18 protein-coding genes and 1 tRNA gene are annotated in these 22890 nt (G+C 53.9%); 14 read left to right on the forward strand and 5 right to left on the reverse strand.

Translation table 11 applies throughout. From position 1 onward, the window contains the following. The first annotated feature begins 1 nt into the window (after position 1). Both F1728_RS23580 and F1728_RS23585 read left to right on the forward strand, forming a co-directional pair. Complete coding sequence (locus tag F1728_RS23580) at positions 2 to 1177, forward strand: glycosyltransferase (protein WP_155366120.1); 1176 nt, start codon at positions 2 to 4, stop codon at positions 1175 to 1177. A gap of 364 nt (positions 1178 to 1541) precedes the next feature. Beyond that, complete coding sequence (locus F1728_RS23585; RefSeq protein WP_155366121.1) at positions 1542 to 2231, forward strand: coiled-coil domain-containing protein; 690 nt, start codon at positions 1542 to 1544, stop codon at positions 2229 to 2231. A 253-nt stretch (positions 2232 to 2484) separates the two neighbouring features. Here F1728_RS23585 and F1728_RS23590 read toward each other — a convergent pair whose 3' ends face one another. Continuing rightward, complete coding sequence (locus tag F1728_RS23590; protein WP_155366122.1) at positions 2485 to 3822, reverse strand: hypothetical protein; 1338 nt, start codon at positions 3820 to 3822, stop codon at positions 2485 to 2487. A 254-nt stretch (positions 3823 to 4076) separates the two neighbouring features. Between F1728_RS23590 and F1728_RS23595 the strand changes: the two genes are divergently transcribed. Then, on the forward strand, positions 4077 to 5189 hold the full coding sequence (locus F1728_RS23595) for a hypothetical protein (RefSeq protein WP_155366123.1): 1113 nt from the start codon (positions 4077 to 4079) through the stop codon (positions 5187 to 5189). A gap of 710 nt (positions 5190 to 5899) precedes the next feature. On the opposite strand, the gene mug is transcribed toward F1728_RS23595, so the two are convergent. The 3 genes from mug to thrS form a co-directional block, all read right to left on the reverse strand. Further along, a complete protein-coding gene (gene mug, locus F1728_RS23600; RefSeq protein WP_155366124.1) occupies positions 5900 to 6445 on the reverse strand; it encodes a G/U mismatch-specific DNA glycosylase in 546 nt (181 codons plus the stop codon). Positions 6446 to 6479: 34 nt separating this feature from the next. Continuing rightward, a complete protein-coding gene (locus F1728_RS23605) occupies positions 6480 to 7724 on the reverse strand; it encodes an aspartate aminotransferase family protein (protein WP_228030316.1) in 1245 nt (414 codons plus the stop codon). Between the two features lie 492 nt (positions 7725 to 8216). Further along, positions 8217 to 10397, reverse strand: a complete 2181-nt coding sequence (thrS, locus tag F1728_RS23610; RefSeq protein WP_155366126.1) for a threonine--tRNA ligase — start codon at positions 10395 to 10397, stop codon at positions 8217 to 8219. 275 nt (positions 10398 to 10672) lie between these two features. Here thrS and F1728_RS23615 point away from each other — a divergent pair. From F1728_RS23615 to F1728_RS23640, 7 genes are all read left to right on the forward strand, one after another. Next, positions 10673 to 10746: transfer RNA gene (locus tag F1728_RS23615), tRNA-Val, on the forward strand. A gap of 59 nt (positions 10747 to 10805) precedes the next feature. Beyond that, positions 10806 to 10964, forward strand: a complete 159-nt coding sequence (locus F1728_RS23620; RefSeq protein ID WP_155366127.1) for a hypothetical protein — start codon at positions 10806 to 10808, stop codon at positions 10962 to 10964. Positions 10965 to 11018: 54 nt separating this feature from the next. Further along, the gene (locus tag F1728_RS23625; RefSeq protein WP_155366128.1) at positions 11019 to 12518 is read left to right on the forward strand and encodes a TolC family protein; all 1500 of its coding nucleotides are present in this window, start codon (positions 11019 to 11021) and stop codon (positions 12516 to 12518) included. A 79-nt stretch (positions 12519 to 12597) separates the two neighbouring features. Next, positions 12598 to 13056, forward strand: coding sequence for a hypothetical protein (locus F1728_RS23630; RefSeq protein WP_155366129.1), 459 nt, complete (start codon positions 12598 to 12600; stop codon positions 13054 to 13056). Positions 13057 to 13279: 223 nt separating this feature from the next. After that, complete coding sequence (locus F1728_RS31830; protein ID WP_228030317.1) at positions 13280 to 13624, forward strand: heavy metal-binding domain-containing protein; 345 nt, start codon at positions 13280 to 13282, stop codon at positions 13622 to 13624. Then, positions 13564 to 15378 carry an efflux RND transporter periplasmic adaptor subunit gene (locus tag F1728_RS23635; protein ID WP_228030318.1) on the forward strand — a complete coding sequence of 605 codons (1815 nt, stop codon included), beginning with the start codon at positions 13564 to 13566 and terminating at the stop codon, positions 15376 to 15378. The genes F1728_RS31830 and F1728_RS23635 overlap by 61 nt, the downstream gene beginning before the upstream one ends. A gap of 3 nt (positions 15379 to 15381) precedes the next feature. Further along, a complete protein-coding gene (locus F1728_RS23640) occupies positions 15382 to 18843 on the forward strand; it encodes an efflux RND transporter permease subunit (RefSeq protein WP_155366130.1) in 3462 nt (1153 codons plus the stop codon). A gap of 5 nt (positions 18844 to 18848) precedes the next feature. Here F1728_RS23640 and F1728_RS23645 read toward each other — a convergent pair whose 3' ends face one another. Beyond that, positions 18849 to 19925, reverse strand: coding sequence for a HEAT repeat domain-containing protein (locus tag F1728_RS23645; protein WP_155366131.1), 1077 nt, complete (start codon positions 19923 to 19925; stop codon positions 18849 to 18851). 304 nt (positions 19926 to 20229) lie between these two features. On the opposite strand from F1728_RS23645, the gene F1728_RS23650 reads away from it, so the two are divergent. The 4 genes from F1728_RS23650 to F1728_RS23665 all read left to right on the forward strand — a co-directional run bounded on the left by F1728_RS23650 (position 20230) and on the right by F1728_RS23665 (position 22679). Further along, positions 20230 to 20727, forward strand: a complete 498-nt coding sequence (locus tag F1728_RS23650; RefSeq protein WP_228030319.1) for a MarR family winged helix-turn-helix transcriptional regulator — start codon at positions 20230 to 20232, stop codon at positions 20725 to 20727. A gap of 69 nt (positions 20728 to 20796) precedes the next feature. Next, a complete protein-coding gene (locus tag F1728_RS23655; RefSeq protein ID WP_155366132.1) occupies positions 20797 to 21495 on the forward strand; it encodes a pirin family protein in 699 nt (232 codons plus the stop codon). A gap of 60 nt (positions 21496 to 21555) precedes the next feature. Next, the gene (locus F1728_RS23660; RefSeq protein ID WP_155366133.1) at positions 21556 to 21981 is read left to right on the forward strand and encodes a DoxX family protein; all 426 of its coding nucleotides are present in this window, start codon (positions 21556 to 21558) and stop codon (positions 21979 to 21981) included. Between the two features lie 119 nt (positions 21982 to 22100). Next, a complete protein-coding gene (locus tag F1728_RS23665; RefSeq protein WP_155366134.1) occupies positions 22101 to 22679 on the forward strand; it encodes an NADPH-dependent FMN reductase in 579 nt (192 codons plus the stop codon). The last annotated feature ends 211 nt before the right edge of the window (positions 22680 to 22890 follow it).

Raw genomic sequence — 22890 nt, forward strand, 5'->3', positions numbered from 1 at the left:
GATGACCGCCACGCTGATCACCATCTGGGGCTATGCGACGCTTGTCTTCTGGCTTGTTCTGCTGGGGCCATCACTGGTGACAATGCTGCAGAAACAGATCTCCCGCTGTGTGAACCGGACTGCGATTCCTGACCAGTGGCCGCGGATTTCTGTGATAGTGCCCGCGAAGGATGAAGCAGCGACAATCGAAGTGAACCTGAATTCCCTGCTGGCTTCTGACTATCCCAATCTCGAAATCATCGCGGTCAACGATCGCTCCACAGATGAGACCGGCGCGATGATGGAGCGGGTCGCCGCCCGGGCTGCGGCAGAGAACCGGGTTCAGATGCAGGTCCTGCACATCGAAGAACTGCCCGCTGACTGGCTGGGGAAATCCCATGCGATGCACCAGGCGGCCCAACAGGCTACCGGAGAACTGCTGCTGTTTACCGATGGGGATATTATCTTTTCGCCGCAGGCTATTACGCATGCGACCCGAATCTTTTTGGATCAGCAACTCGATCATCTGGCACTGCTCCCCCGACTGGCAAGGGGAGGTCTGTTCGAGCGGGCCTTCGTGACTTACTTCGGCTTTCTGCTCGCCTCGGGAACATTTTTCTGGCTGATCCCGACCCGCTGGAAACATGCCTATGTGGGCATCGGTGCTTTCAATCTGCTGAAGCGATCTGTCTACCAGGCGACCGGCGGGCTGGAAACGATTCGGCTCGATGTACTGGATGACATCAAGCTGGGAAAGCTGATCAAGCAGAGTGGTTATCAGCAGGATGTCTACCTGGGAATTGATGAACTCCAGGTTCGCTGGCAGCCCTCAGCCTGGGCAGTCATCACCGGAATTGAAAAGAACGCCTTTGCCTCACTCTACTATTCGGTTCGCAGACTCTGTTTTGTCACGACGCTGTACGTTCTCTTTTTTCTGTTACCGTTCGTGATGCCCTTCATGTTTCCCCTGACAGAGACGGTCGGCTTTCTGGCGACACTCGTATTGTTGCACCTGACTTACGGGCTGCTCGGCTGGATCTTTTCCTCCGGACTGGCAATCACCCCGTTTCTGCTCTACGCCTCGCTGGCACTCACCTTCGCCTTCTGGCGTTCCGCCTGGATCACACTCAAGAACGGAGGCGTACGCTGGCGCGATACGATCTATCCCCTGGATCTGCTGAAGCGGCATCTGTATTGAAAAGTCTATTGAATACCTAAGCTACCATTCCTATCAACCAACGTTGATCCCAAGCCTTGCATTGCGCGATCAGCGATCCGACTGTCTGCCCGGCGTTCAGCCCGGGGGCTGTTTCTGCCCTGCCGAACTTCTATCCGACTTGCATTAAGCTGAGAAAACGCCTGCATTTCGTACAACCAGTATGACTGGCACGGAAACTGCTTTTCATGTTCAGGCAATACAGGCTTCCTCAAGCAGATCGCTGACGAGTGAGGAAGCGACCTGAAGATACATCAGATTACAGTGAAGTCAATTTGCTCATAAGTGGCCCGCTCAGACGTCAGTGAGGACAGGGTTCGCACTAAGGAAAGCACAGGAGAAAATCATGTCTTTAATGAAACTCAGCTCTGCAACAGCACTGGCCGCTCTGGTTCTCGTTGGATGCCAGGCCAATTCCGAATCGATCGAAGAAGCCCGTAAGGAAATCGATAAGGCGAAACAGGAAGGGCAGCAGCAGGTTGCAGAAGCCAAACAGGATGCGGAAGAACGCGTTCATGAAACCCGCCGTATCGGCACCGAACAGATCCAGGAAGAAATGAAAGAGCTGGAAGAAGCACAGCGCGAAGGGGAAGCTCCGGAAGAGATCAGTGAAGAACGTCATGATGTAGAAAAGGCCAAACGCGAGCTGGATAAAGCTCTGGCAGCGGCACAGATGGCAGCTAAGCAGGACGTTCAGGAAGCAAAAAAAGATGCTGACGAACGTGTTGCAGAAGCACGTAAGAATCTCGCACAGACCAAAGTGGATGCTCTGAAAAACGCCAACGAACGCATCGCTGCGATTCAGAAAACCATCAGCCAGGAAAAGAAAGATGTTGTGGAAGCGGAGAAGCAGGTTGCCGAAGCGAAGCAGAAGCTGGAATCGGCCAGCGATAAAGAAAAGGCCGATGCCCAGGATGAGCTGAATAACGCTCAGGAATCGCTGAAAGCACAGCAGGAAGATGTCTCTGCAGCTGAAAAGCGTCTCAAGGAAGCTCAGGAAGAATTAAAGAAAGTTGAAAGTCTGATCGACGCCTAGTCCTGGTCCTTTAGACTTAAGGCACGAGAGCTGGCTTAACTAGTCGGCCCTGACTGCCTGTCTCTGTCAGAAATGCTGAACCACTGGTGCAGCCTGACTGACACGACCTCCCGTCCCCCGGATCAGCTTCTGATCCGGGGGATTTTTTTTGTGACAGGGATGAGTTTGAATTACGAAAGACACAAACAGCACGAAATTCCGTAGATCCTGAATAAGGATTCAGAACTGAGAATGCCAGGTGTCTTTTCTGTGTTTACTCCACACTCATCACTTGGTTAATCACGTAGGCTGATTTTCCGCTTTGATATTGAAACAGGACGCGGAGTTGACGAACCAGCAGATCGTCTGGCGATGTGAATTCAAGTTCCACCCAGCCTTGAAATTTCAATGCCTGTCGAGAAGATTCGGTCGTCCAGCCCGAGACACCCAACCATTCACCACCATCAATGCTGATAAAGATAGCACCATTACAGGTATCATTTATTTGGGCTGCATGCCCCTGGATTCTCAGTCGCAGGTCATTGACAGAAACGGGATGTGGGAAATTCAGGTAATAGGTTGTTGCCTCCGGGCGATCACCGGCATTACCCCGGTGCTGATCCTGGGCAATCATTCTGGAGTATTTTCGAGGCGCCACCAGGGTAGCTTTAATCGATTCTGTCGGCGCCAGTTCGTTCAATTTCTGTTCTACTTCCGTTTTCTGGTTGCCTTCCAACTGAGGCAGGGCTTTGCGATACCAGACTGCAGCGTGCTGTCTGACATGTTTCGCAGAAAGTCCCTGCAGCATTTCCGCGGTTTTCCACCAGGCTGCTCCCAGTTCGAGTGGGTCAGTTCCTTTTTCTGATTCGCTTCGTGCCAGGTTTGCCAGCGGTTCATCACCCCCTTGTGCCAACCTTTGGAGTCCTTGAGGCCATTCGTTTTTGACAAAACAGAGATATCTACCAATTTCCAGATTCAGTTTTTGATCTTGGGGAGCCTGCTGAAGTGATTTCTGGTTCTGAATGAATTCACTGTACTGTTTCTGCAAGTCGTTGAGTTCCAGTCTGGTTTCATGGGCGGCTGTTTCATAACGATGGACCCGTGTTTTGGTTGCTATCTTTTTGGCCAGATTTGCTAAGGCGGTCGCTGTCTCAAAATTATTGTTTTGAATCGCTTCCTCGATGAGCGGCGGGATCAAGAAGTAGACCTGTTTGAATTGTCTGTTAAGTAACCGTTGAGAAGCCGCCGTTTCCAGGATTTCTGTTTTAGTTTTCAGGCTGTCGATCTGGAAATCATTTTGTAGGAGATCCACAATCTGGAAGGCGCCGATAAAATCATCTCCAGTGAGATATAACTTCTGGGCAGTCAGCAATAAGGCGTAACGACTTGCCGAGTCTTCCGTCCTCTCTGCCTCACCGATCAGTTTTTCTGCCAGCTGTTTTCGCTGGATTGCATACCTGGCATTTCGTAATTCCGTGGCATTCAGTTTTCGCACAAGTTGTAAGTGCTTGTTTAAAATCGCTTCCTCAGGAAGTGGTGACTTCTCCGCAGAGTAGGACGGGGAAGTCATCATCAGGATGGTAAACAGGATGCAGACTTTTATCGAAGACATTGCCATCGGGCTCCGGAATCGCTTTGGGGTATTCAATTTGGGTACAGGCTGTTCATTGTATTGTACATGTTGCTCTGATTCATGGTTTATATAAGAGTGATCTGTAATTAATTCTGAAACAGAACCTGATCTCATCAGGGCTCATCTGATCTGCTATACTCCTGAGACTGAAGTAGATCTCCCGTATCTCATGGTACTGTCAGCCTGTTTGACAGTAAATCAATCACCGTCTCGCTTTTATCGCTCGAATCATCATGAAATATCGAAACCCCCTGACTGGTGTCTGTATCCTGCTCACATTTCTGCTGACCGGCGTCTCGACAACGACGGCCCAGGTGACGTTTCCCAAGCAGGAGAAACCGCAGGGCGCGCCTTTGAAAACGGACGTGACTGTGACCCTGTTAATGGAAGCCGACGGTTCGGCCCTGTATGCCCAGCAATGGGGGCAGACGTTTCGGGATCTGGGGATCTCGATTCGCACCCGACGTGCCGTTCTGGATGATAAACCTGCTGTCGAGGAAAATGTCAGGGGGACTCTACGGGAGGTGAGGATCACCGGTACTCTGGATCGCAACGGTGTGATTCAGTTTCCTGGACGCAAGTTTGCCCGTAACGAAGTCGCCCGCCTCAAGGAATGGATTAATGAGCTGAGAGTCTATGGTGCCCAGGGATCGCCTGACAGTAAACCGCTGTGGGGACTTTCGAATGAACAGTTCAAAAAAGTCTTTGCTGCCCTCTCTGAAGCAACACCAGTAAACCTCCAGGGCCTGACCCTGGATCAGGCGGTTCGCAAGCTGGAGTTCCCGGGTTCGCTGCCAGTCCGCTTTGATCTGGAAGCACAGAAACGTTTTTCGCAGATACCCGCCGGTGATACGATTTCTGCCGATCTCAGCAAACTGTCCAAGGGAACGGTACTGGCGATTGCCCTCAAGCAGTATGGCCTGGCCTTTCATCCCTCACGCACCCCGTCGGGCTCGCTGGAACTGCTGATCACCCCCTGGGAGGCCACAGAGTCTCCCTGGCCGATTGGCTGGGAACTGAAACTGTCGCGCCAGAAAACCGCGCCTCGCTATTTTGAATTGATTCCGGTCGAACTCAGCAATGTCCCCCTGCGTGATGTTCTGGTAGCCGCTTCCAAGGCCTCAGAGATTCCCATGCTGCTGGACGATTATGAGGTTCAGCAGAAACAGATCGACGTTGATGAAATCAAAGTCAACGTTTCCAAGAAGCGAACGACCTGGGGCATTCTGATCCGCGATGCCATCGGCGGAACCGGGCTGGTACGCAAACTGGTCATTGATGAACGCGGGCAGCCCTTCGTCTGGATTACCGCGTTTGAGCCCCGCGTGCAGTCACCGAAGCCGTAATCAGAATTTCTCTGCTGCCGGTGCGGGAGGCGGCGGGGTGTAGCCGCCGGCTTACGAACAGGCTTGGGCTGCAGTTTGAGCTGAGGCGGTGCAGGGAGCTTCGATTTCGGAGCAGGCTGTGGTGCAGGGGGAATCGACATGGGACCATTGGCACTCACCGCGGGCGCGGATTCGATGACAGCTTTCTGTTCTACGAGCATGCCCGCCTGGGTGATACCACCATAGGTGTCTGAGACGGGCATATTTTCCCGTACCAGATCCGGGCGTACGTATTTCAGGTTCCGGCCTGGTGTCACGCCGTACTGCCAGTGAAACAGAGAGACCTGGGACGCCTTGTAAGGAAAGTGGTCCCGCTTCTGGAAGAAGATCGCCGGAGCCCGTAATGTGTTGTAGTCGATCCAGAAGCTGGACAGGCTATACCGTTTGCGATGCACGCAACCCTGCTGACTCAGTACAGCCGCGGTGAGCAGCAGCAGTACGATTCGATGCCAGCGAAATTTCGATTGACGATGCATGCGACAGACCTGTGGGATACGGAACCGTTCCGGACCGGAGCGGGAGGCAGACGGATAATACCTGCGCAGTTTCCCTGACCGGTTTAATGTTATTCATCGTCGATATAAATCGGCTGGATTCAGCCAAATCCCGAGAGGAGAACGACTTGGTATCGAAAAGTATTTCGATATCGTAAGACAGGTAAGATGGGTGGATTATTTCCGCCACATTCGCGCGAAGATCTTGCCCAGTTCCGGGAGCTGATAGTGGGCGTTCAACCCGCTGGGGTTGGGCAGCACCCAGACGTCGGCTTTCCCGATCTGGCGTTTCTGCAGTCCGAGCTGCGCATCTTTCTGCCGAAACGCTTTACGGTAGGAGGTGATCCCCAGAAAGACGACCTTCTGCGGTCGGTACCTGATGACCTTTTCCGTAAGAATGCGGGCTCCCTCGTAGAGCTCCTCTTTCGAGAGTTCGTCGGCCCGTTTAGAGGCTCTGCTGACAATGTTGGTCAGTCCGCCACCCCGCTTGAGCAGTTTATAGTCTTCAAACGGGGAGTAGAGTCGTTCGGTGATTTTCCCCCGATGCATGGCTGGCCAGAAGCGGTTGCCGGGTCGGGCAAAGTGATGCCCGACCGCAGCTGAATACAGACCTGGATTAGTCCCGACAAACAGGGCTTTCAGCCCCTCTTCAATCAGATCGGGAAGCTGCTTATGGACGGCCTGTTCGACCTCCTCGGCGGTTGGCTTCCAGATTTCTTCCATGCTGCACAGACTCCCTGTTGCGTCAGGTAGGACCTCAGTCGATCAAGCCGTCATTCCGCAGTGAGTCAATGGCGCGTTCAAATGCATTGACTGTGAAATCGATGTCTTCGTCAGTATGAGAAGCGGTTGTCATCGCTCCCCAGCCGAACCAGTCCACGCCGTTGAGCAGCAGAGCACAACGGAACGCGTGCCCCAGTCGGGCATCATGTTTACGGTCCAGCTTATCAAAGTCATTGTCATACGGAACGAACGAATCGTCTTCCGGCCGCGGGCCATCGTAGCCGGGGAAGACTTTGATGATCGAGAACTGGCCGTAGACCGCCCAGTTCACGTTCTTGCGAGTGAGTACTTCATTCATACCCCTGCGCAGCTTCGCTGCACTTTCATTCGCCTGGCGACAGGGTTTACCAGTGGCAACTTCTTTCAGTACGGCGATCCCGGCGGCGGCGGAGAGCGGGTTGGCATTATAGGTGCCGGGGTGTTTCATTTTCTGGCCGAAGGGGTTGTCGAAGGCAATCGCCTGCATCAGGTCGGCCCGTCCTGCCAGACAACCTCCTGGCAGACCACCAGCAACGATTTTCGCCAGAGAAGTCAGGTCCGGTACAATGCCACAGACTTCCTGCATACCCCCGGGGGCCACACGGAAACCACTGATGACTTCATCCATGATCAGCAGCACGCCTTTATCTGCGGTCAGCTGGCGAAGTCCCTGCAGGAAGCCCTCTTCCAGGGGAACCACACCCCAGCGGCTGCCGGTCGCTTCCACAATAATACAGGCCGGGTCGTGTGCGTCGATCGTACGTTCGACCAGTTCGAGATCATTGGGACGAATGATAACCAGTTCGTCGGAGACCCCATTCGTGACGCCGGGCATCGAGTAGCTTTTGTCATCGTGGGGAGGCTCAGAAGCCTGGGTGAGCAGATCGTGCCAGCCGTGGAAGTGGCCGGCAAACTTGATCACTTTGGTCTTGCCGGTGGCGATCCGAGAGACTCGCAGGGCCATCATGGTCGCTTCAGTTCCACTGCTGGTAAAGCGGAGCATTTCACAGGAAGGGACCAGCTGGCGGACCAGCTCTCCCCATTCGAGTTCTAGTTCGTGACAGGCACCGAAATGAGTTCCTTTCGCGACCTGTGCCTGAACCGCTTCGACCATCGCCGGGTGACTGTGCCCCAGGATCAATGCACCATGGCCGCTCCAGTAATCGATAATGTCGTTCCCGTCGACATCGTATTTATGGGCACCCTGAGCGCGGTCTACGTAGATCGGGAACGGTTTCATGTACCGTCCATCGTGGGTGACTCCGCTGGGGAAGAGCTCACATGCTTTCTTGTAATCTTGCGCAGAGGTTGGAAATTTCGCAAAAAAGTCAGCTTCAATCTGCTGTCCCACGGCCTGGCTCATGGTGATGTACTCACAAAATCAGGAAAGAAAACGTTCTGATGCAATCTCAGAACCGGGAAGAGCGGCGGTGATTTCTTAAATAAAGTCACAAATCCGCATAGCGCATTTTATAACGGAAATCTAGCGAAATAGCAAAGAGATCGCTTCGCAAAAAACTAGACCCGGGTGGGCCCGAATGTAATTCGGGCCGAGCGCAACGAGCAGGAGGTTTCGTGTGATCAAACAACGCAGAGAGACTTTCTGAACCCGATAATCATATCTGGATTCCAATCAATTAGGAAATGATTTACCGATTCGTATGTGTCAGCTGAAACCTCTTGTTGCCTGCGGCAACCCCGGATTGCATCCGGGGCCACCCGGCATCGTTACTTAATACTCGTTGGCCTGTTCGGTCTGACCTTCCAGGGCTTCGAACGTATTTTCCGCTACCTGACGGACGCGGCGTTCTTCGACCTCTTCCTTCAGCTTGGCAATCGCGTCTGCTAAAGGTATCGGACCCAGGTCACCGTCGATGCGATCGCGGACAGCGACAGCAGTCTGTTCGGCTTCTTTAGGACCAACGATGAACATGTAAGGAATCAGTTCCAGCTGGGCATCGCGGATCTTCGCGTTGACCTTGGAGCTGCGCGTATCGACCGAAATCCGGAAGCCGTTCTGCCGTAGTTGAGCAGCGACTTCGTTGGCGTAGTCGAGTGTCTTGTCGCTGACGGGCAGGACTCGAATCTGTTCCGGAGCCAGCCAGAGCGGGAAGGCACCGGCGAAATGCTCGATCAGCATCCCGGTGAAACGTTCCATCGAACCGAATGGGGCCCGGTGAATCATCACGGGACGATGCGAATGGTTATCCGATCCAGTGTATTCCAGCTGGAACCGCTCGGGCAGGTTGTAGTCCAGCTGTACGGTTCCCAGCTGCCATTCACGTCCGATGCAGTCCGAGACCATGAAGTCGGCCTTGGGACCATAGAATGCGGCTTCCCCTTCGCATTCGGTGTAGGACATACCGGAATCGGCGAGTACTTTCCGCAGACTGTCTTCGGCGTGCTGCCAGTTCTCTTCACTGCCCACGTACTTGTCGCTCTTCGGGTCACGCAGCGAGAGCTGCACGCGAAAGTTGTCCAGACCGACCGAGGCCAGCACGAATTTTACCAGTTCCAGTGTGGCCCGGAATTCGTCTTCAACCTGCTCGGGAGTGCAGAAGATGTGGGCGTCGTCCTGGGTCAGACCCCGTACACGAAGCATCCCGTTCAATTCCCCGGTCTGCTCGTGACGGTACACGGTCCCGAATTCCGCCAGACGGACGGGCAGATCGCGATAGCTGCGGGGCATTGCCTGATACATCTTTGCATGGTGCGGACAGTTCATCGGCTTGAGCAGGAACCGCTCATGCTTGTGTTCCCAGTCCTTGAGAATTTTAAGTTTCTCTTCCCGGCTCGCACCAGGTGGGAATTCGAAGTCGCAGTTCATGACACGCGAGGACTGGAACAGGGTCTCTTCCTGCTCAGCGGAAAGATCATCTTCTTCCAGTTTACGTACCCAGAAGTCGACCAGCTGACCGGCGTCGTGGCCGAACAGCGGAGCGAACTGGGAATCGCGGTAATAAGGAAAGTGCCCACTGGTTTCGTAGAGTTCCACACGACCGATGTGCGGCGAATAGACGGGCTGATAACCCAGTCGGGTCAGTTCCACTTTGATGAAGTCTTCGAGGACCGCACGGATGGTCGCCCCTTTGGGTAGCCAGAGGCAGAGTCCCTGACCGACTTCGGGATTGATCTGGAACAGGCCCAGCTTTTTCCCCAGCACACGGTGGTCGCGGCGTTTAGCTTCTTCCACCTGTTCCAGGTATTTTTTCATGTCCTTCTTACTGAACCAGGCAGTGCCGTACAGACGCTGCAGCGGTTTGTTGCCGGCATCCCCTTTCCAGTAGGAACCAGCAATGGAGAGCAGCTTGAAGGCTTTAACTTTCCCTGCATTGGGAATGTGCGGACCGCGACACAGGTCGACAAATTCGCCCTGGCGGTAGAAGCTGAGCTGCGGATGGTCGGCCAGACCTGTAGCGATATGCTCGGCTTTGGATGACTGGTGCATCTCATTCACGAAGGAGATGGCTTCTTCCCGGTCGAGCGAGAAGCGTTCGAAGGGCTCTTCTTCCTTGATGATCTTCTTCATCTCTTCTTCGATTTTGGGGAAGTCATCTTCGCTGATGGTGTGTTCCAGGCCAAAATCGTAGTAAAAGCCGTGTGGCAGAGTGGGACCGAAGGCCAACTGGATATCGGGCCAGAGCCGCATCACCGCCCGTGCCATGATGTGGGCACAGGAGTGTCGCATCACGCCGAGTGCTTCGGCGTCCCGCTCGGTAAGCAGGCGGAGTGAGATTTCATTAGAGTCAGAGATGTCCTTCAGAGGGCGGAACGCATCACAAATGGTTCCGTCCACTTCCGCGGCGACGACTGCATTGGCCAGCCGCTCCCCAATTGACTGGGCGACATCGAGTGCTGAACTGTTTTCGGGAAATTCCTTTACGCTTCCATCGGGTAACTTGATCTGAATCATTCGATTTATTGAACTTCTTCTAAAGTCGGAACCGCCACAGTCGCCGTTACAAAGGGCTCACTGATCAGGCAGTTCGAAAGAGGTACGGTCTTTATATTCGACAGGCACAGCCCGCGTCAATGTTCGCAGTTTTGCAGGCAAAATGTGCGAATCTAGTGAAATTGATATGATCGGTCAGACAGGTCGACCGACTCTTCCAATCAGCAGTTTTTTTCACAGAAAGTGTTCTGGAACTTGACGATATCGAACCTGATCCGTAATCTTTTGAAACCTCAGGACGATTAGCTCAGTTGGTTAGAGTGCCACGTTGACATCGTGGAGGTCACTGGTTCGAATCCAGTATCGTCCACTTGAAAGCCCTTGTCTGTTATAGACTTAGGGCTTTTTTTGTGCGCACCTGAATCTGCTGTGCAAACCTGCTTTCCCGACTGGGACGATCCCTGTAATCGCTACTACCCGATGCGGAATCCCTCTCGAATCCTCAAATTCGTCAGCATGCACACAGGCGGAGCGGGGCTCCAGTCGATCATTATTCTGGACCGTGCCATTTTTAAGTCATACTTCTGATCGTGTATTGCTCCAGGAGGGAGTCTGGATCAGAGACAGCTATAAGGTTTCAGGATGAAGGAACATCCCTCTGGCAGAGCGCGCGGACTGGGGCTGGCACTCTCAGCTGCACTCATCACTGGCTGTGCCTCGCAGTCAACCAACGTGCAGACCGCTTCGACTACAGCTTCTGTGGATTTAAAGCCAACTCCCGTTGCCGAGACAACTGTCGTTGAAGAACCGGTGATGGAAGCGGAGATTCTCCAGACCAGGGGTATTGAATCTGCTCCGGAGGCATTGACTGACGGTACCCATTCTGATGTGGTTGTAAATCACCCTGCGATCTCCCAGCCTCTGAGTGAACTGGAGATGCTGGCTGTGGAACAGAACCCCAAACTGGTCAAGCTCTACCAGGAGTACAACGCCGCATCCTCCCGTTCCCGTTACGTCAATAAGTTGCCTGACCCGAAACTGGGGGCGAATGTCTTCGGGGCTCCGCTGCAGACGGCTTCCGGTTCTCAGCGGGCGGTGATGAGTATGAGCCAGACGATTCCCTGGCTGGGTAAACTGAATGCCATGGAGCAGCAGGCCTGCTTTGAAGCGTTTGCGGTCCGGGCTGACTATCTCTCGGAACGGCTGCGCGTCATCGCTGCAGTGCGGACGGGCTGGTATCGGCTATATGTCATTGACCAGCAGATTGAAACTGCAGAAGTAAATCAGCAACTGCTGCAGTCACTGATCGATGTGGCGAATGCCCAGATTTCGACCGGAAGTGCCACCCAGGGGGACGTTCTGCTGGGAACGCTGGAACTCAGCAAGCTGGAAGAGCGACTGCTGACATACCGCAAGTTGCGGGTCGCGATTCAGGCAGAAGTCAATCGGCTCATCGCCCGTGATGCGGATACATCAATTTTAACACCGCAGGAACTGAAGATCGATCTTCCGACTCTGTCTTCACAGCAGATCTTTCAGCAGGCCCGGGACTCTCAACCAGAGATCCAAGCGGCTCAACTCCGGACGCAGGCCACACGTTGGGGGATCGAAGTCGCTCATTTGAGCCGTCGACCGGAACTGACACTGTCGGCGAACTATTTCTTCACGGACAACAACCGGCCCCCTTCGAATCTGTATAAGGTAGGACAGGATCCCTGGTCGCTGGGAGCTCAAGTCAGTATTCCACTCTGGAAAGAGAAATACGACGCGCTGGAAGATGAGGCGACCTGGAAGCATCTGGCATCCACGTATTCCGAAAGTGACCTGCTGGACCGCTACGATGCGCTGATCACTGAACTGCTGGCCGAAGCCCGTCGGGCGGAAGAGACGGCACAACTCTATCGAGATACGATTCTCCCCCAGGCGCAGCAGACGTTGCGGGCCGACCAGGAGTCTTATTCCCGCGGGGCTGTCGAGTTTGACCGCGTGATTCGTGATTATCGCAATCTGCTGACGCTTGAGCTGGGATATCATCAGGCAATCGGTGAACTGGCGATCGCCCTGACACAACTCAGTCGCGTTTCGGGACAGGATGTGCCTTTGCATTCTCCGGCACCACCTGCACTACCGGAACCTGAGTAAAAAATCCGGGTAGACTTCAACAGGCTCAGACTCTATATTGATATAAGAGTCTGATGTCCTGTTATTTGTGGAGCCTTCGATGGCGTCTGCCTGTCAAATCCTGTTGATCTGGATCACCACAGTGATGCTGTGTGCGCAGGCCTTGGGTGCGTCTTTTCTCTTCGGCTGCTGTTGTCTGCAGAGCCGCTGCGACCGCCAGGCTGTCGAGATGGACCACATTTCAGATGCCGTTGAAATGTCCTGCTGCCATCAACAGACACAGGCTGACCGTGAGGCTGCCGAAGAGGAATCCTGCGAGAGTACTTGTGGCCAACTGCACGCTCGATGTCAGTGTGTCCAGAAGAGTACAGAGCCCGCACTCCCGGAACAGACGACGTTACAACAGACTTTCATATCTCTGGTCAATGTGCTTGCCTCCCCCCCGGTTACAGGCCTGTTTTCCGACGCATCCGTAGTTCGTCCTGCCCGTCATGAGAGACAGGATCATGGCAGCCCTTCGCATTTTGCGCAGCTGCTGTTCTGTGTCTCGCTGACCTGATTGCTCCCGGCGCAACTCTTATCGTAAAAAGAGTCTCGCTGCGCCCCTCTTTCCAGTAAGTCTCTGTCATGACGTTACAGAGATGTTCCACTCTTTGTCGTATGCATCAGTTTCAGACTGAATTTCCAGAGAAACAGGGCGGCTGGCCGGTTCGTCCGGCACGGTCCACCGCTGGTTGTTAACAATCGGCTGGTCGCTCTTTTAGAAAACCGGGAAACGCAAGATGACTTCATCTTCAACTAATGATCAACCGCAGAACTCACCAGACACAAAACCGCACCCCGAAGGCAAATCTGCCCGCTGGTGGTTGAGAAAAATACTGCCGACCGCCCTGTTTCTGGCGGTGGGACTGTTACTGATTGTACTGGTGGGCCTGGCACAGAGAGTCGGCTGGATCCAGTCGGGCACATCGACCACTGCGTCGACCAGTGACGGTGGTAAGGAAACGACATATACCTGTCCCATGCACCCCCAGATCCGCCAGCCCAAACCGGGACGCTGTCCCATTTGTGGGATGGAACTGGTGCCGGCGGCGAAGAAGGGGCCAACATTGATGAGCTGGCGGTGACGATAGAACCGGCACAGCGTCGCCTGGCCAATATACAGACGGCGGAAGTGAAGACGCAGGCAGTCAACTCTACGATTGAAACCATCGGTTCAATTGAAATCGATGAGAGCCGGCAAGCGACAATCGCCGCTTATATTGATGGACGGATCGAAAAACTGTTCGCCGATTATACCGGCATCGAAGTAGATAAGGGGGACCACCTGGCGATTGTCTACAGCCCCGAATTGTATGCAGCGCAGATCGAATTGCTGGAAGCCCGTAAGGCGCTCAAGAAAATGAGTTCCGCAGCGTTGGGCGTGGTGCGCGAGGCACAGGAAAAACTGGTCGCGAACTCCAGGCAGAAACTGGTGGAACTGGGGATGACAGAGGAGCAGATCCAGCAACTGCTCGCTTCCGGTAAGGCTGAGTCGCGGTTAACAATTTATGCCCCGATGGGGGGAACCGTCACGGAAAAACTGGCCGAAGAAGGGAAGTACATCAAAGCGGGGGAGCCCATTTATCGGATCGCCAATCTGACGACGGTCTGGATGATGCTGGAACTCTATCCCGAAGATGCCGCCCGCATCCGCTTTGGTCAGCAGGTCGATGCCGAGCTGCAGTCGTTACCCGGTAAAACCCTCAAGGGGCGTGTCGTATTTATCGATCCGACAGTGAATCCCCAGCGACGAACTGTTGGTGTGCGGGTGGAATTCAGTAACGAGCATGGACAGCTCCGACCCGGCGATTATGCCAAGGCACAGATCACAGTTCCCATTGGTCCCCAGGGAGCCGTTTACGATGCGGAGCTGGCAGGGAAGTGGATCAGTCCGATGCACCCCCAGGTGATCCGGGATCAGCCGGGGGACTGTCCCATCTGTGGGATGAAGCTGGTACCCACTTCGCGGTTTGGTTACAGCCAGGAGCCTGTTAAGCAGAAAGAGGCACTGACTGTGCCCCGGTCCGCGGTGCTGATGGCTGGCGATCACAGTGTCGTGTATGTGGAAACAAAACCGGGCCGATTTGAACTCCGAAATGTGACACTCGGCCCGATGCTGGGGGATACCGCGGTGATTCTGGACGGCGTCAAACCGGGAGAGCAGGTCGCTACGTCGGGTAATTTCCTGATCGATTCCCAGATGCAGCTTTCGGGTAAGCCGAGCCTGATTGATCCAACGAAATATCAGCCGGATAAAAAATCAAAAGAGAAAAAAGGACCATTGAAGTTTGATTCATTTCAGATTGAGAAGCTCGCAGGAGAGACCGGTACGCAGTTAGAAAAACTGTATGCGGCTTATTTCAAGATCCAGAAACAGTTTGCCGGTGATCAACCCGTGAAAGAAGCGGAGGCGACTAACTTACAGAAACTGGCTGCTCAACTGGCCCAGGCTGCTAAGCTCAGTCCAACCGTCAGACAGGAACTGCAACAGATCGCTGAGAACGCGGCGCATCTGCATCATCTTTCGCTGAAAGAGGCCCGACAGAAATTCAAGCCGATCAGTCATGCGGTGGTGAAACTGGCAACGCAGGTACGAGGTGCGACAGCGAAAGAGGCGTATCAGCACTTCTACTGTCCCATGGTTCCCGAGGGGGGCGGGGACTGGTTGCAGCCGGATCTCAAACTGGTGAATCCCTATTTCGGCAGCCAGATGTTGCGCTGTGGAGAACTGGTGGAGACATTCGCTCCGACCGGGAAAGCGGATAAGAAATCGGAGCAACCCACTGCCGGAGGAACGAAACCGAATCAGCAACCGAATTCTGATCAGGGAGGGAAGTAAGACATGTTGCGTGCCCTGATTCGTTTCAGTATTCGTGAGCCGCTGATCATGTTCTGCGTGACCGCTGTTCTAGTCGGTTTTGGCTGGATGAGCGTCCGGGATGTGCCCATCGATGCAATTCCCAACATCGGTGAGAACCAGGTGATCATCTTTACGGCCTGGCCGGGTCGGTCTCCAAAAGATGTGGAAGACCAGGTGACGTACCCACTGTCGGTGTCGATGCTGGCAGTTCCCGACGCCGAGTCGGTGCGGGGGAAAAGTCTGTTCGGTTACAGCTTCGTGCAGGTTACCTTTAAAGACAGCACCGATTTCTATTGGGCCCGTTCGCGGGTCGCCGAACAATTGGGAACCGCGGCGGCTCTGTTGCCGGAGGGCGTGGTGCCGACTCTGGGACCGGATGCCACCGGGCTCGGGCAAGTGTTGTATTACACGCTCGAACCACCGCCGGGAATGAATCTTGCGGAGTTGCGGAGCCTGCAGGATTTTGTGGTCAAATACGAACTGCAGGCGGTGCCCGGCGTCAGTGAAGTTGCCAGTGTGGGTGGTTATGTACGGCAGTATCAGATTGAAATCGATCCGGATAAACTGCGGTTTCATAATATTCCCCTGAATCAGGTGATCGATGCCGTTCGTAAATCGAACATCGATGTGGGGGCGAAGACTGTGGAATCCGGAGGGATGGAATTCATTATCCGGGGACGCGGTTTTATTGGAGCCGAACAGAGCACCGAGAAGGCGGTTGGTGACATCGAACAAACGGTCGTTCGTTCTGAGGAGGGGGTTCCTATCCGCATTCGCGATCTGGGCCGGGTGCAACTGGGGCCGGAATTCCGCAGAGGCGCTATCGATTTAAATGGCGTCGAAGCTGTGGGGGGCGTCGTCGTGATGCGGTTCGGCGAAAATCCCCGCAAAGTGATTGATCGCGTCAAAGCCAAGATGGCCCAGATCGAACCGGGGCTGAAGGGCGTTAATTTCAAACTGGTTTACGATCGTACCGGCCTGATTAACGAAACGATTTCGACATTGACTGACGCGTTGACACAGGAAGTAATCATCACTGCAGTGGTGATTCTGCTGTTCCTGTTGCATCTGCGGGCCAGCCTGGTGGTGGCGATCACACTCCCCATTGCCGTTTTGATGGCGTTTATCGCGATGAATGTGTTTGGCATTGATGCAAATATCATGTCATTAGCGGGGATCGCGATCGCGATTGGGACCATGGTGGATATGGGGATTGTGGTTTCCGAATCGATCTACGATGCGCTGGCCCAGTGGGAAACGGAAGGGCGTCCCGGCGGCAAGGAACAGCGGCTACGTGTGATTTATGAAGCGGCGTCCGAAGTCGCCCCGGCGGTCGTGACGGCGGTGATGACCACGGTTGTCAGTTTCTTTCCCGTCTTCATGCTGACCGGACGTGATTACAAATTGTTTGCGCCGCTGGCCTGGACGAAAACCTTCTCTATTACCGCGGCCCTGATTGTGGCGATCACACTCGTTCCCCTCTTGAGTCGACTGTTTCTGAATTCGAATCCCAGGCCCTGGAGACAGCGTCTGATTGTATCGGTCGTGTTCGCACTGGTCTGTGGAATCCTGACCTGGTCTTTCGGTTCAGATTTCCTGCGGTGGTTGCCATTGAGTTTACCGGTACTGACGCTGATTGCAGTGGGGCTGGCGGGAATCAGCTGTTTCTGGCTGCTGGGAGAACGCTTGCGTCCTGTCGATGAAAACCCGGTTGCGCGGCTGATTCATTATTTATACGAACCCACGCTCCGCTTTTTCATGCGGCACAAGTATCTGTTCTTCGCTGGCCCCACACTGATCGTGCTGCTCGGTCTGGGAAGCTGGATTGGTATGCCCACAGTGCTGAAGCCTCTCGAAAAAGGAGCCCGGGCTCTGGGGGTCGAGCCCAATGAAGTGCCCGGCTGGGTGGAGGTGAAGCACCTGTTTCCCGGACTGGCAACAAACGACTGGATTGCCCTCGATGAAGGGAGCTGGTTCTATATGCCGACGCTCTATCCTGCAGCCAGCTTTTCCCAGGCGATGGAAGTGCTGCAGACACAGGATGCGTTAATCAGTGAGATTCCCGAGGTTGAAAACGTGCTGGGGAAGATCGGCCGGATTGAGTCGGCCCTCGATCCCGCACCTGCGGCCATGATTGAAACATACGTCATGCTTAAGCCCGTCGATCAGTGGCGGCCCGGTGTGACTACCAACGATATCTGGGATCAGATCAACGCGGTCGCGACACTGCCCGGCGTGACACCCGCGTCTCCACTACAGCCGATCGAAGGACGCGTAGTGATGTTGCAGAGCGGGATCAAGGCTTCCATGGCCATCCGAATTTACGGCGACAGCCTGGATGGACTCGCGCAAGCTTCGATCGCCGTGGCCGATCATCTCAAACAGATTTCCCAGGTCAATGCCGCAACTGTGAATCCGGATATTGTGCTCGGCAAACCTTATGTTGAATTTGATGTGAGTCGGGAGACTGCAGCCCGATACGGGATGTCGACCGCGATGGTGAATGAGGTAATTGAAACGGCGCTGGGGGGATCAAACGTGACGCGGACCGTCGAGGGCCGCGAGCGCTATCCGATCCGTGTTCGCTATGAGCGAAATCTACGGGAACAGATTGACGAACTGAATCGACTGCCCGTGGTCACACAATCGGGAGAGATCATTCCGCTTTCGTTGCTGGCAGAGATGAAAACCACCTGGGGGCCCGGCGTGATTAACAGCGAAGACGCGCGGCTGGTGGCTTACGTCTCTTTCTCTCCTTCGGGGCAGGAAGGGGCTCTGGAAACCGTGGATACCGTTGAAAACAGCCTGCGGACTGCACAGCAGGAAGGTTCGCTGGATCTGCCGGCAGGTTACGCACTGCAGGCGATCGGATCGTTTCAGAACCAGATCGAAGCCAACCAAAGGTTGATGTGGGTAGTGCCCCTGGTGATCTTCACCAACCTGTTTATTATCTATCTGCAGTTCCGCAATCTGTCGATCGCGCTGACCGTGTTTGCCGGGATTCCGGTCGCGTTTGCCGGCGGTATGATCTTCCTGGGCTGGAACCAGATCGAAATTAACACGGCGGTCTGGGTTGGCTTTATTGCTTTGTTTGGTATTGCCGTTGATGATGGCGTGGTGATGGCAACGTATCTCGATCAGGTATTCACCCGGAAGCGACTCAATACCAGCGAGGATATTCGCAATGCGGCAGTGCAGGCAGGGCTTAAGCGGATTCGCCCCTGTCTGATGACAACGTTTACCACGATTATTGCGCTGATGCCCGTGATCTTTTCGACCGGTCGCGGTTCCGATGTGGCCAAGGCGATGGCCTGGCCGGTGGTCGGCGGGATGACTGTCGAACTGATTACGCTGTTCGTGGTGCCCGTGCTGTTTGTGGCTTACAAGGAATTCAAGATGAACCTGGGACTCGATGATCCTCACTGGGCGGGTGTGGAAGATTAGCGAGATCAATCTTTACGATTGAGTATCGCTGACCAGTGCGTTTTGAGTGACTCCGGGTCCAGATCGCCATCCCATTTCTGATTCCAGACAATGCCGGATTCGGACTTAAGCTCCGGTCGCAGTCCCAGCATCAGGCGATGGTAGACGGGGCTCTGGATCAGGTCCTGGCTGGCTTGTCCTTCGGCGAGTGCCTGCAGGGTGAGGCTGATCATCGCAGCACTCCAGCGGCTGGTGAGATCAGCCTGCAGATCTTCCTGTAAAAAGGGGACGTGATTTAGAACCGTTTCGATGGCGGCCTGATCCCGCGTGCGAGCCAGCGCGATCAGGGCGACTTGTTTCTGGAAATGGTTCTGACTGCGTTCCGCCTGATTGAGTAGATCCGTGAGAACTGGAACAGCTCGCTCACCGGCACATTCAGCGTACAGACAACAGATCGCGGCTTCCCATTTCGCACTGGAACTGTCCTTGAACTTCATGCGGTGTTCAATGATGTCCTGTAGTGTTGCTTCCGCCTGGGGACCGCCGATCTCCCTGAGGCAATAGGCCATGCGTGCGGTTGGGTAAGCGCTGACCTGTTCATAGCGTTCGAAGTTTGCAGCCAGGGTATCGCTCAGAGGAGTAACGACTTCTGGGCCGCGTTGGGACAGGCGTGTGATTTGCTGGTGGACAGTAGCTGGATAGAAGGGGGAAATACCGCCCAGCGATTTGATCAGTTCCGGTGTGGTATTGGCCCAGGCTGTGGTGACGAAGATCAGAGTTAACGAGAGAAGCAGTGCGAGGGTATTGACGCTTAGGGGGAGCAGATTTTTGAAAATGCGTTCCTGTCTGGTCGAGAAGAACTGCAGAATCTGATACGGCAGGTAGATGATCCAGCAGAGAATGATGGGCACACCCATTCCCAGGGGAACGAACATCAGAACTCCCAGTATTAAGAAGGGGATTCCGAAATAATAAAACCGCCTGGTCCCTTTCGTCAGCGGGCGACAGAAAATCAGGGTGAGAACCAGCCAGCCGGTAAAAGCGAGGAGCAGAGAGTTCAGAAAGGGCAGCTTTACCTCGGTGACACTGTTCACGCAATTCATACAGGCTTCTGCCACCCGTTGGGGCAAAGCGAGGAAGAGTGCCAATGTGAAAAGGGAGATCTGTTTCATGCTGCTTGAGCGACTGGCTGAAAAAATGATAAGTGTTATCTCTTTCATTGTAACTGATGGTGGCGCGATTCCTACTCTGGTTTGAGTGTCTGTTAGATGGGGGGGCAGGGAGCTGGATATCGGGTTTGAACAGTCGGCGGTTTTGCTCACCACAGAAATCTTTCGAGAAAAATTCCAGAATACATATTGACGCGACGATAGTTTATGTATAAACTAAATGCAGGGAGGTTACACAATGAATATAAAACCCACACAACTGCAACAGGAATTGAAGAAGAAGCAGGCATTTCAGTCCCCTGAAATCGAGGCGATTCTGAACATATTGCGTACCAGCGATCAGCTTCAGAATCGTCTCGGTAAGATGTTTCGGGAGTACGGGTTAACTTCATCACAGTATAATGTATTGCGGATTCTTCGGGGCGAGGGGAAACCATTGCCCAGTCTGGAAATCGCCAGCCGCATGGTTCAGGTCGTACCTGCGATTACCGGGCTGATTGACCGCCTGGAGAAACAGGGACTGGTACGGCGGAAACGCTGCCAGAAAGACCGACGGGTGGTTTACGTGGAGATCACATCAGAAGGAAAAGATCTGCTGGATGAGATGGATGCACCTTTAAGTGCGCTGCATGAGGAACTGTTAGGGCATCTGGCTGAAGATGAACTGCATGAATTGAATCGGCTGCTGGTCAAAGCGCGACAGAACTGTTGTGTTGGTGCCAGGATTTCGGGTTGATTTTTTTTAGCCTAATAGTTTACATGTAAATAAAGTGGGAATTAAGTAAATAGGAGAAGGGGCTCTACAATGATTCGTGTACGCAAGGCTGAGGAACGGGGCCATGCCGATCATGGCTGGCTCGATACTTATCACACTTTTTCGTTCGCTGGTTACCAGGATCCGGAGCACGTTCACTTTCGTACGTTGCGGGTCATGAATGAAGATGTGGTCCAACCGGGGCAGGGCTTCGGGACTCATCCCCACCGGGACATGGAGATTGTGACTTACGTTCTGGAAGGTGCTCTCGAACATAAGGATTCGATGGGCAACGGTGAAGTCCTGCGGGCCGGCGAGTTCCAAAGGATGTCGGCGGGGACCGGGATTACTCACAGTGAGTTCAACCCGTCCGCAACTGAGCCGGTGCACCTGTACCAGATCTGGTTGTTCCCGGAAAGTAAGGGGATCGAGCCCAGTTATGAACAGAAACAATTTCCCGTGAGTGAGCAACAGAATCAGCTGCGGCTGGTGGCTTCGCCCGAGGCAGAAGCTGGTTCATTACGGATTCACCAGGACGCGCGAGTTTATCTCTCGCAGATTGAAGCAGAGCAAACCGTTACCTACGAACTGGCTGAAGGACGGCATGCCTGGTTGCAGGTTCTGAGGGGAAGTGTGCTGTTGAACGATGTTGCTCTGGATGTGAGCGACGGTGCCGCCGTGAGTGATACTCGAAACTTGAAGATCCAGGCAACCGACGATGCCGAGATCATGCTGTTTGATCTGAATTAAACTGACAATAACAATCACAACTGAAAATCACGACAAGCAAAACTTAAGGGAGAACCGAAGATGTCTCAAAATCCACTGGCAGGACTGGCGAGCTTAGCAGGCCGAATCATGATCGCGACCATTTTTCTGATGAGTGCTGTCGGAAACAAAATTCCACAGTTCAATAACGTGGCCGGCTACATGGCTTCGGAAGGAGTTCCGGCACCCCAAATCATGCTGGCGGGGGCGATCGTGTTTCTGATCGCCGGGAGTCTGTCTGTTATTCTTGGTTTCAAGACGCGCATTGGAGCCGGCCTGCTACTGGTGTTCCTGGTACTGGCTACTTACTTTTTCCATGACTTCTGGACACTGGAAGATGCCCAGGCACAGCAGGCTCAAATGATTCAGTTCATGAAGAACCTGGCATTGATGGGGACGATGCTGTTCCTGATGGCTAACGGCCCGGGGCAGATGAGTCTTGATCAGCGCAAGAAGTCACGGGGATAGGACAGTTATAGCTTAGAATAAAAAACGTTCGATCTCCAAGACTTGGTTCAGTAAGATAGCAGTTGACTCTGCTTACTCTCATTCAATTCATCATGTATCTTCAGAAGGAAGCGAGACTCATGGCGTCACCTAAAATTCTAGCCTTTGCAGGCAGTACCAGACAGAATTCTCATAACCAGCGTGTGCTCGAAGTCGCAGTGGCGGGGGCCCGGGCAGCAGGGGCGGAAGTGACAGTGGTCAATCTAAAGCATTATCCATTGCCTCTGTTTAATGAAGACCTGGAACGGAGTACGGGTGAACCCGATGCCGCTGCAAAACTGAAGCAGCTGTTCTTCGAGCACGATGGTCTGTTGATTGCATCACCTGAATACAACAGCTCAATTACGCCACTGTTGAAGAATACAATCGACTGGGTTTCACGGAAAGTCGGCGATGAAACGCCACTCCAGGCTTATCGGGGTAAGGTAGCCGCACTGGTATCGGCCTCACCGGGAGCCCTGGGAGGCCTGCGGGGACTGGTCCACGTCCGCTCGATTCTGGGAAACATCGGCGTGGTGGTTCTGCCGGAACAGGTCGCGGTTTCCAAGGCCCACGAAGCCTTCGATGAAAACGGGCAGCTCAAAGATGAAAATCAGCAGAAGTCTGTAAGTGGAGTCGGAGCAAAACTGGCTGAGATGCTGCAGAAGCTGGCAGATTGAACTGACAATTCACCGCCGGACAATTGATTCAATCGGGAAGCCACTGGTTCTGATCTGGACCAGTGGTTTTTTATTTGGATGACAATGTCTGGAATTGCTGCATTCGCACTACCGCTGACTGCGCGGCTTAGAATCGGACTGACCCGTATAATCGTATCCTTGAATCGTGCAATTCCCCCGTATTTCACCTAAGTTGTTGCTGGGGTGGCCT

Source organism: Gimesia benthica (assembly GCF_009720525.1).
Lineage (GTDB): Bacteria > Planctomycetota > Planctomycetia > Planctomycetales > Planctomycetaceae > Gimesia > Gimesia benthica.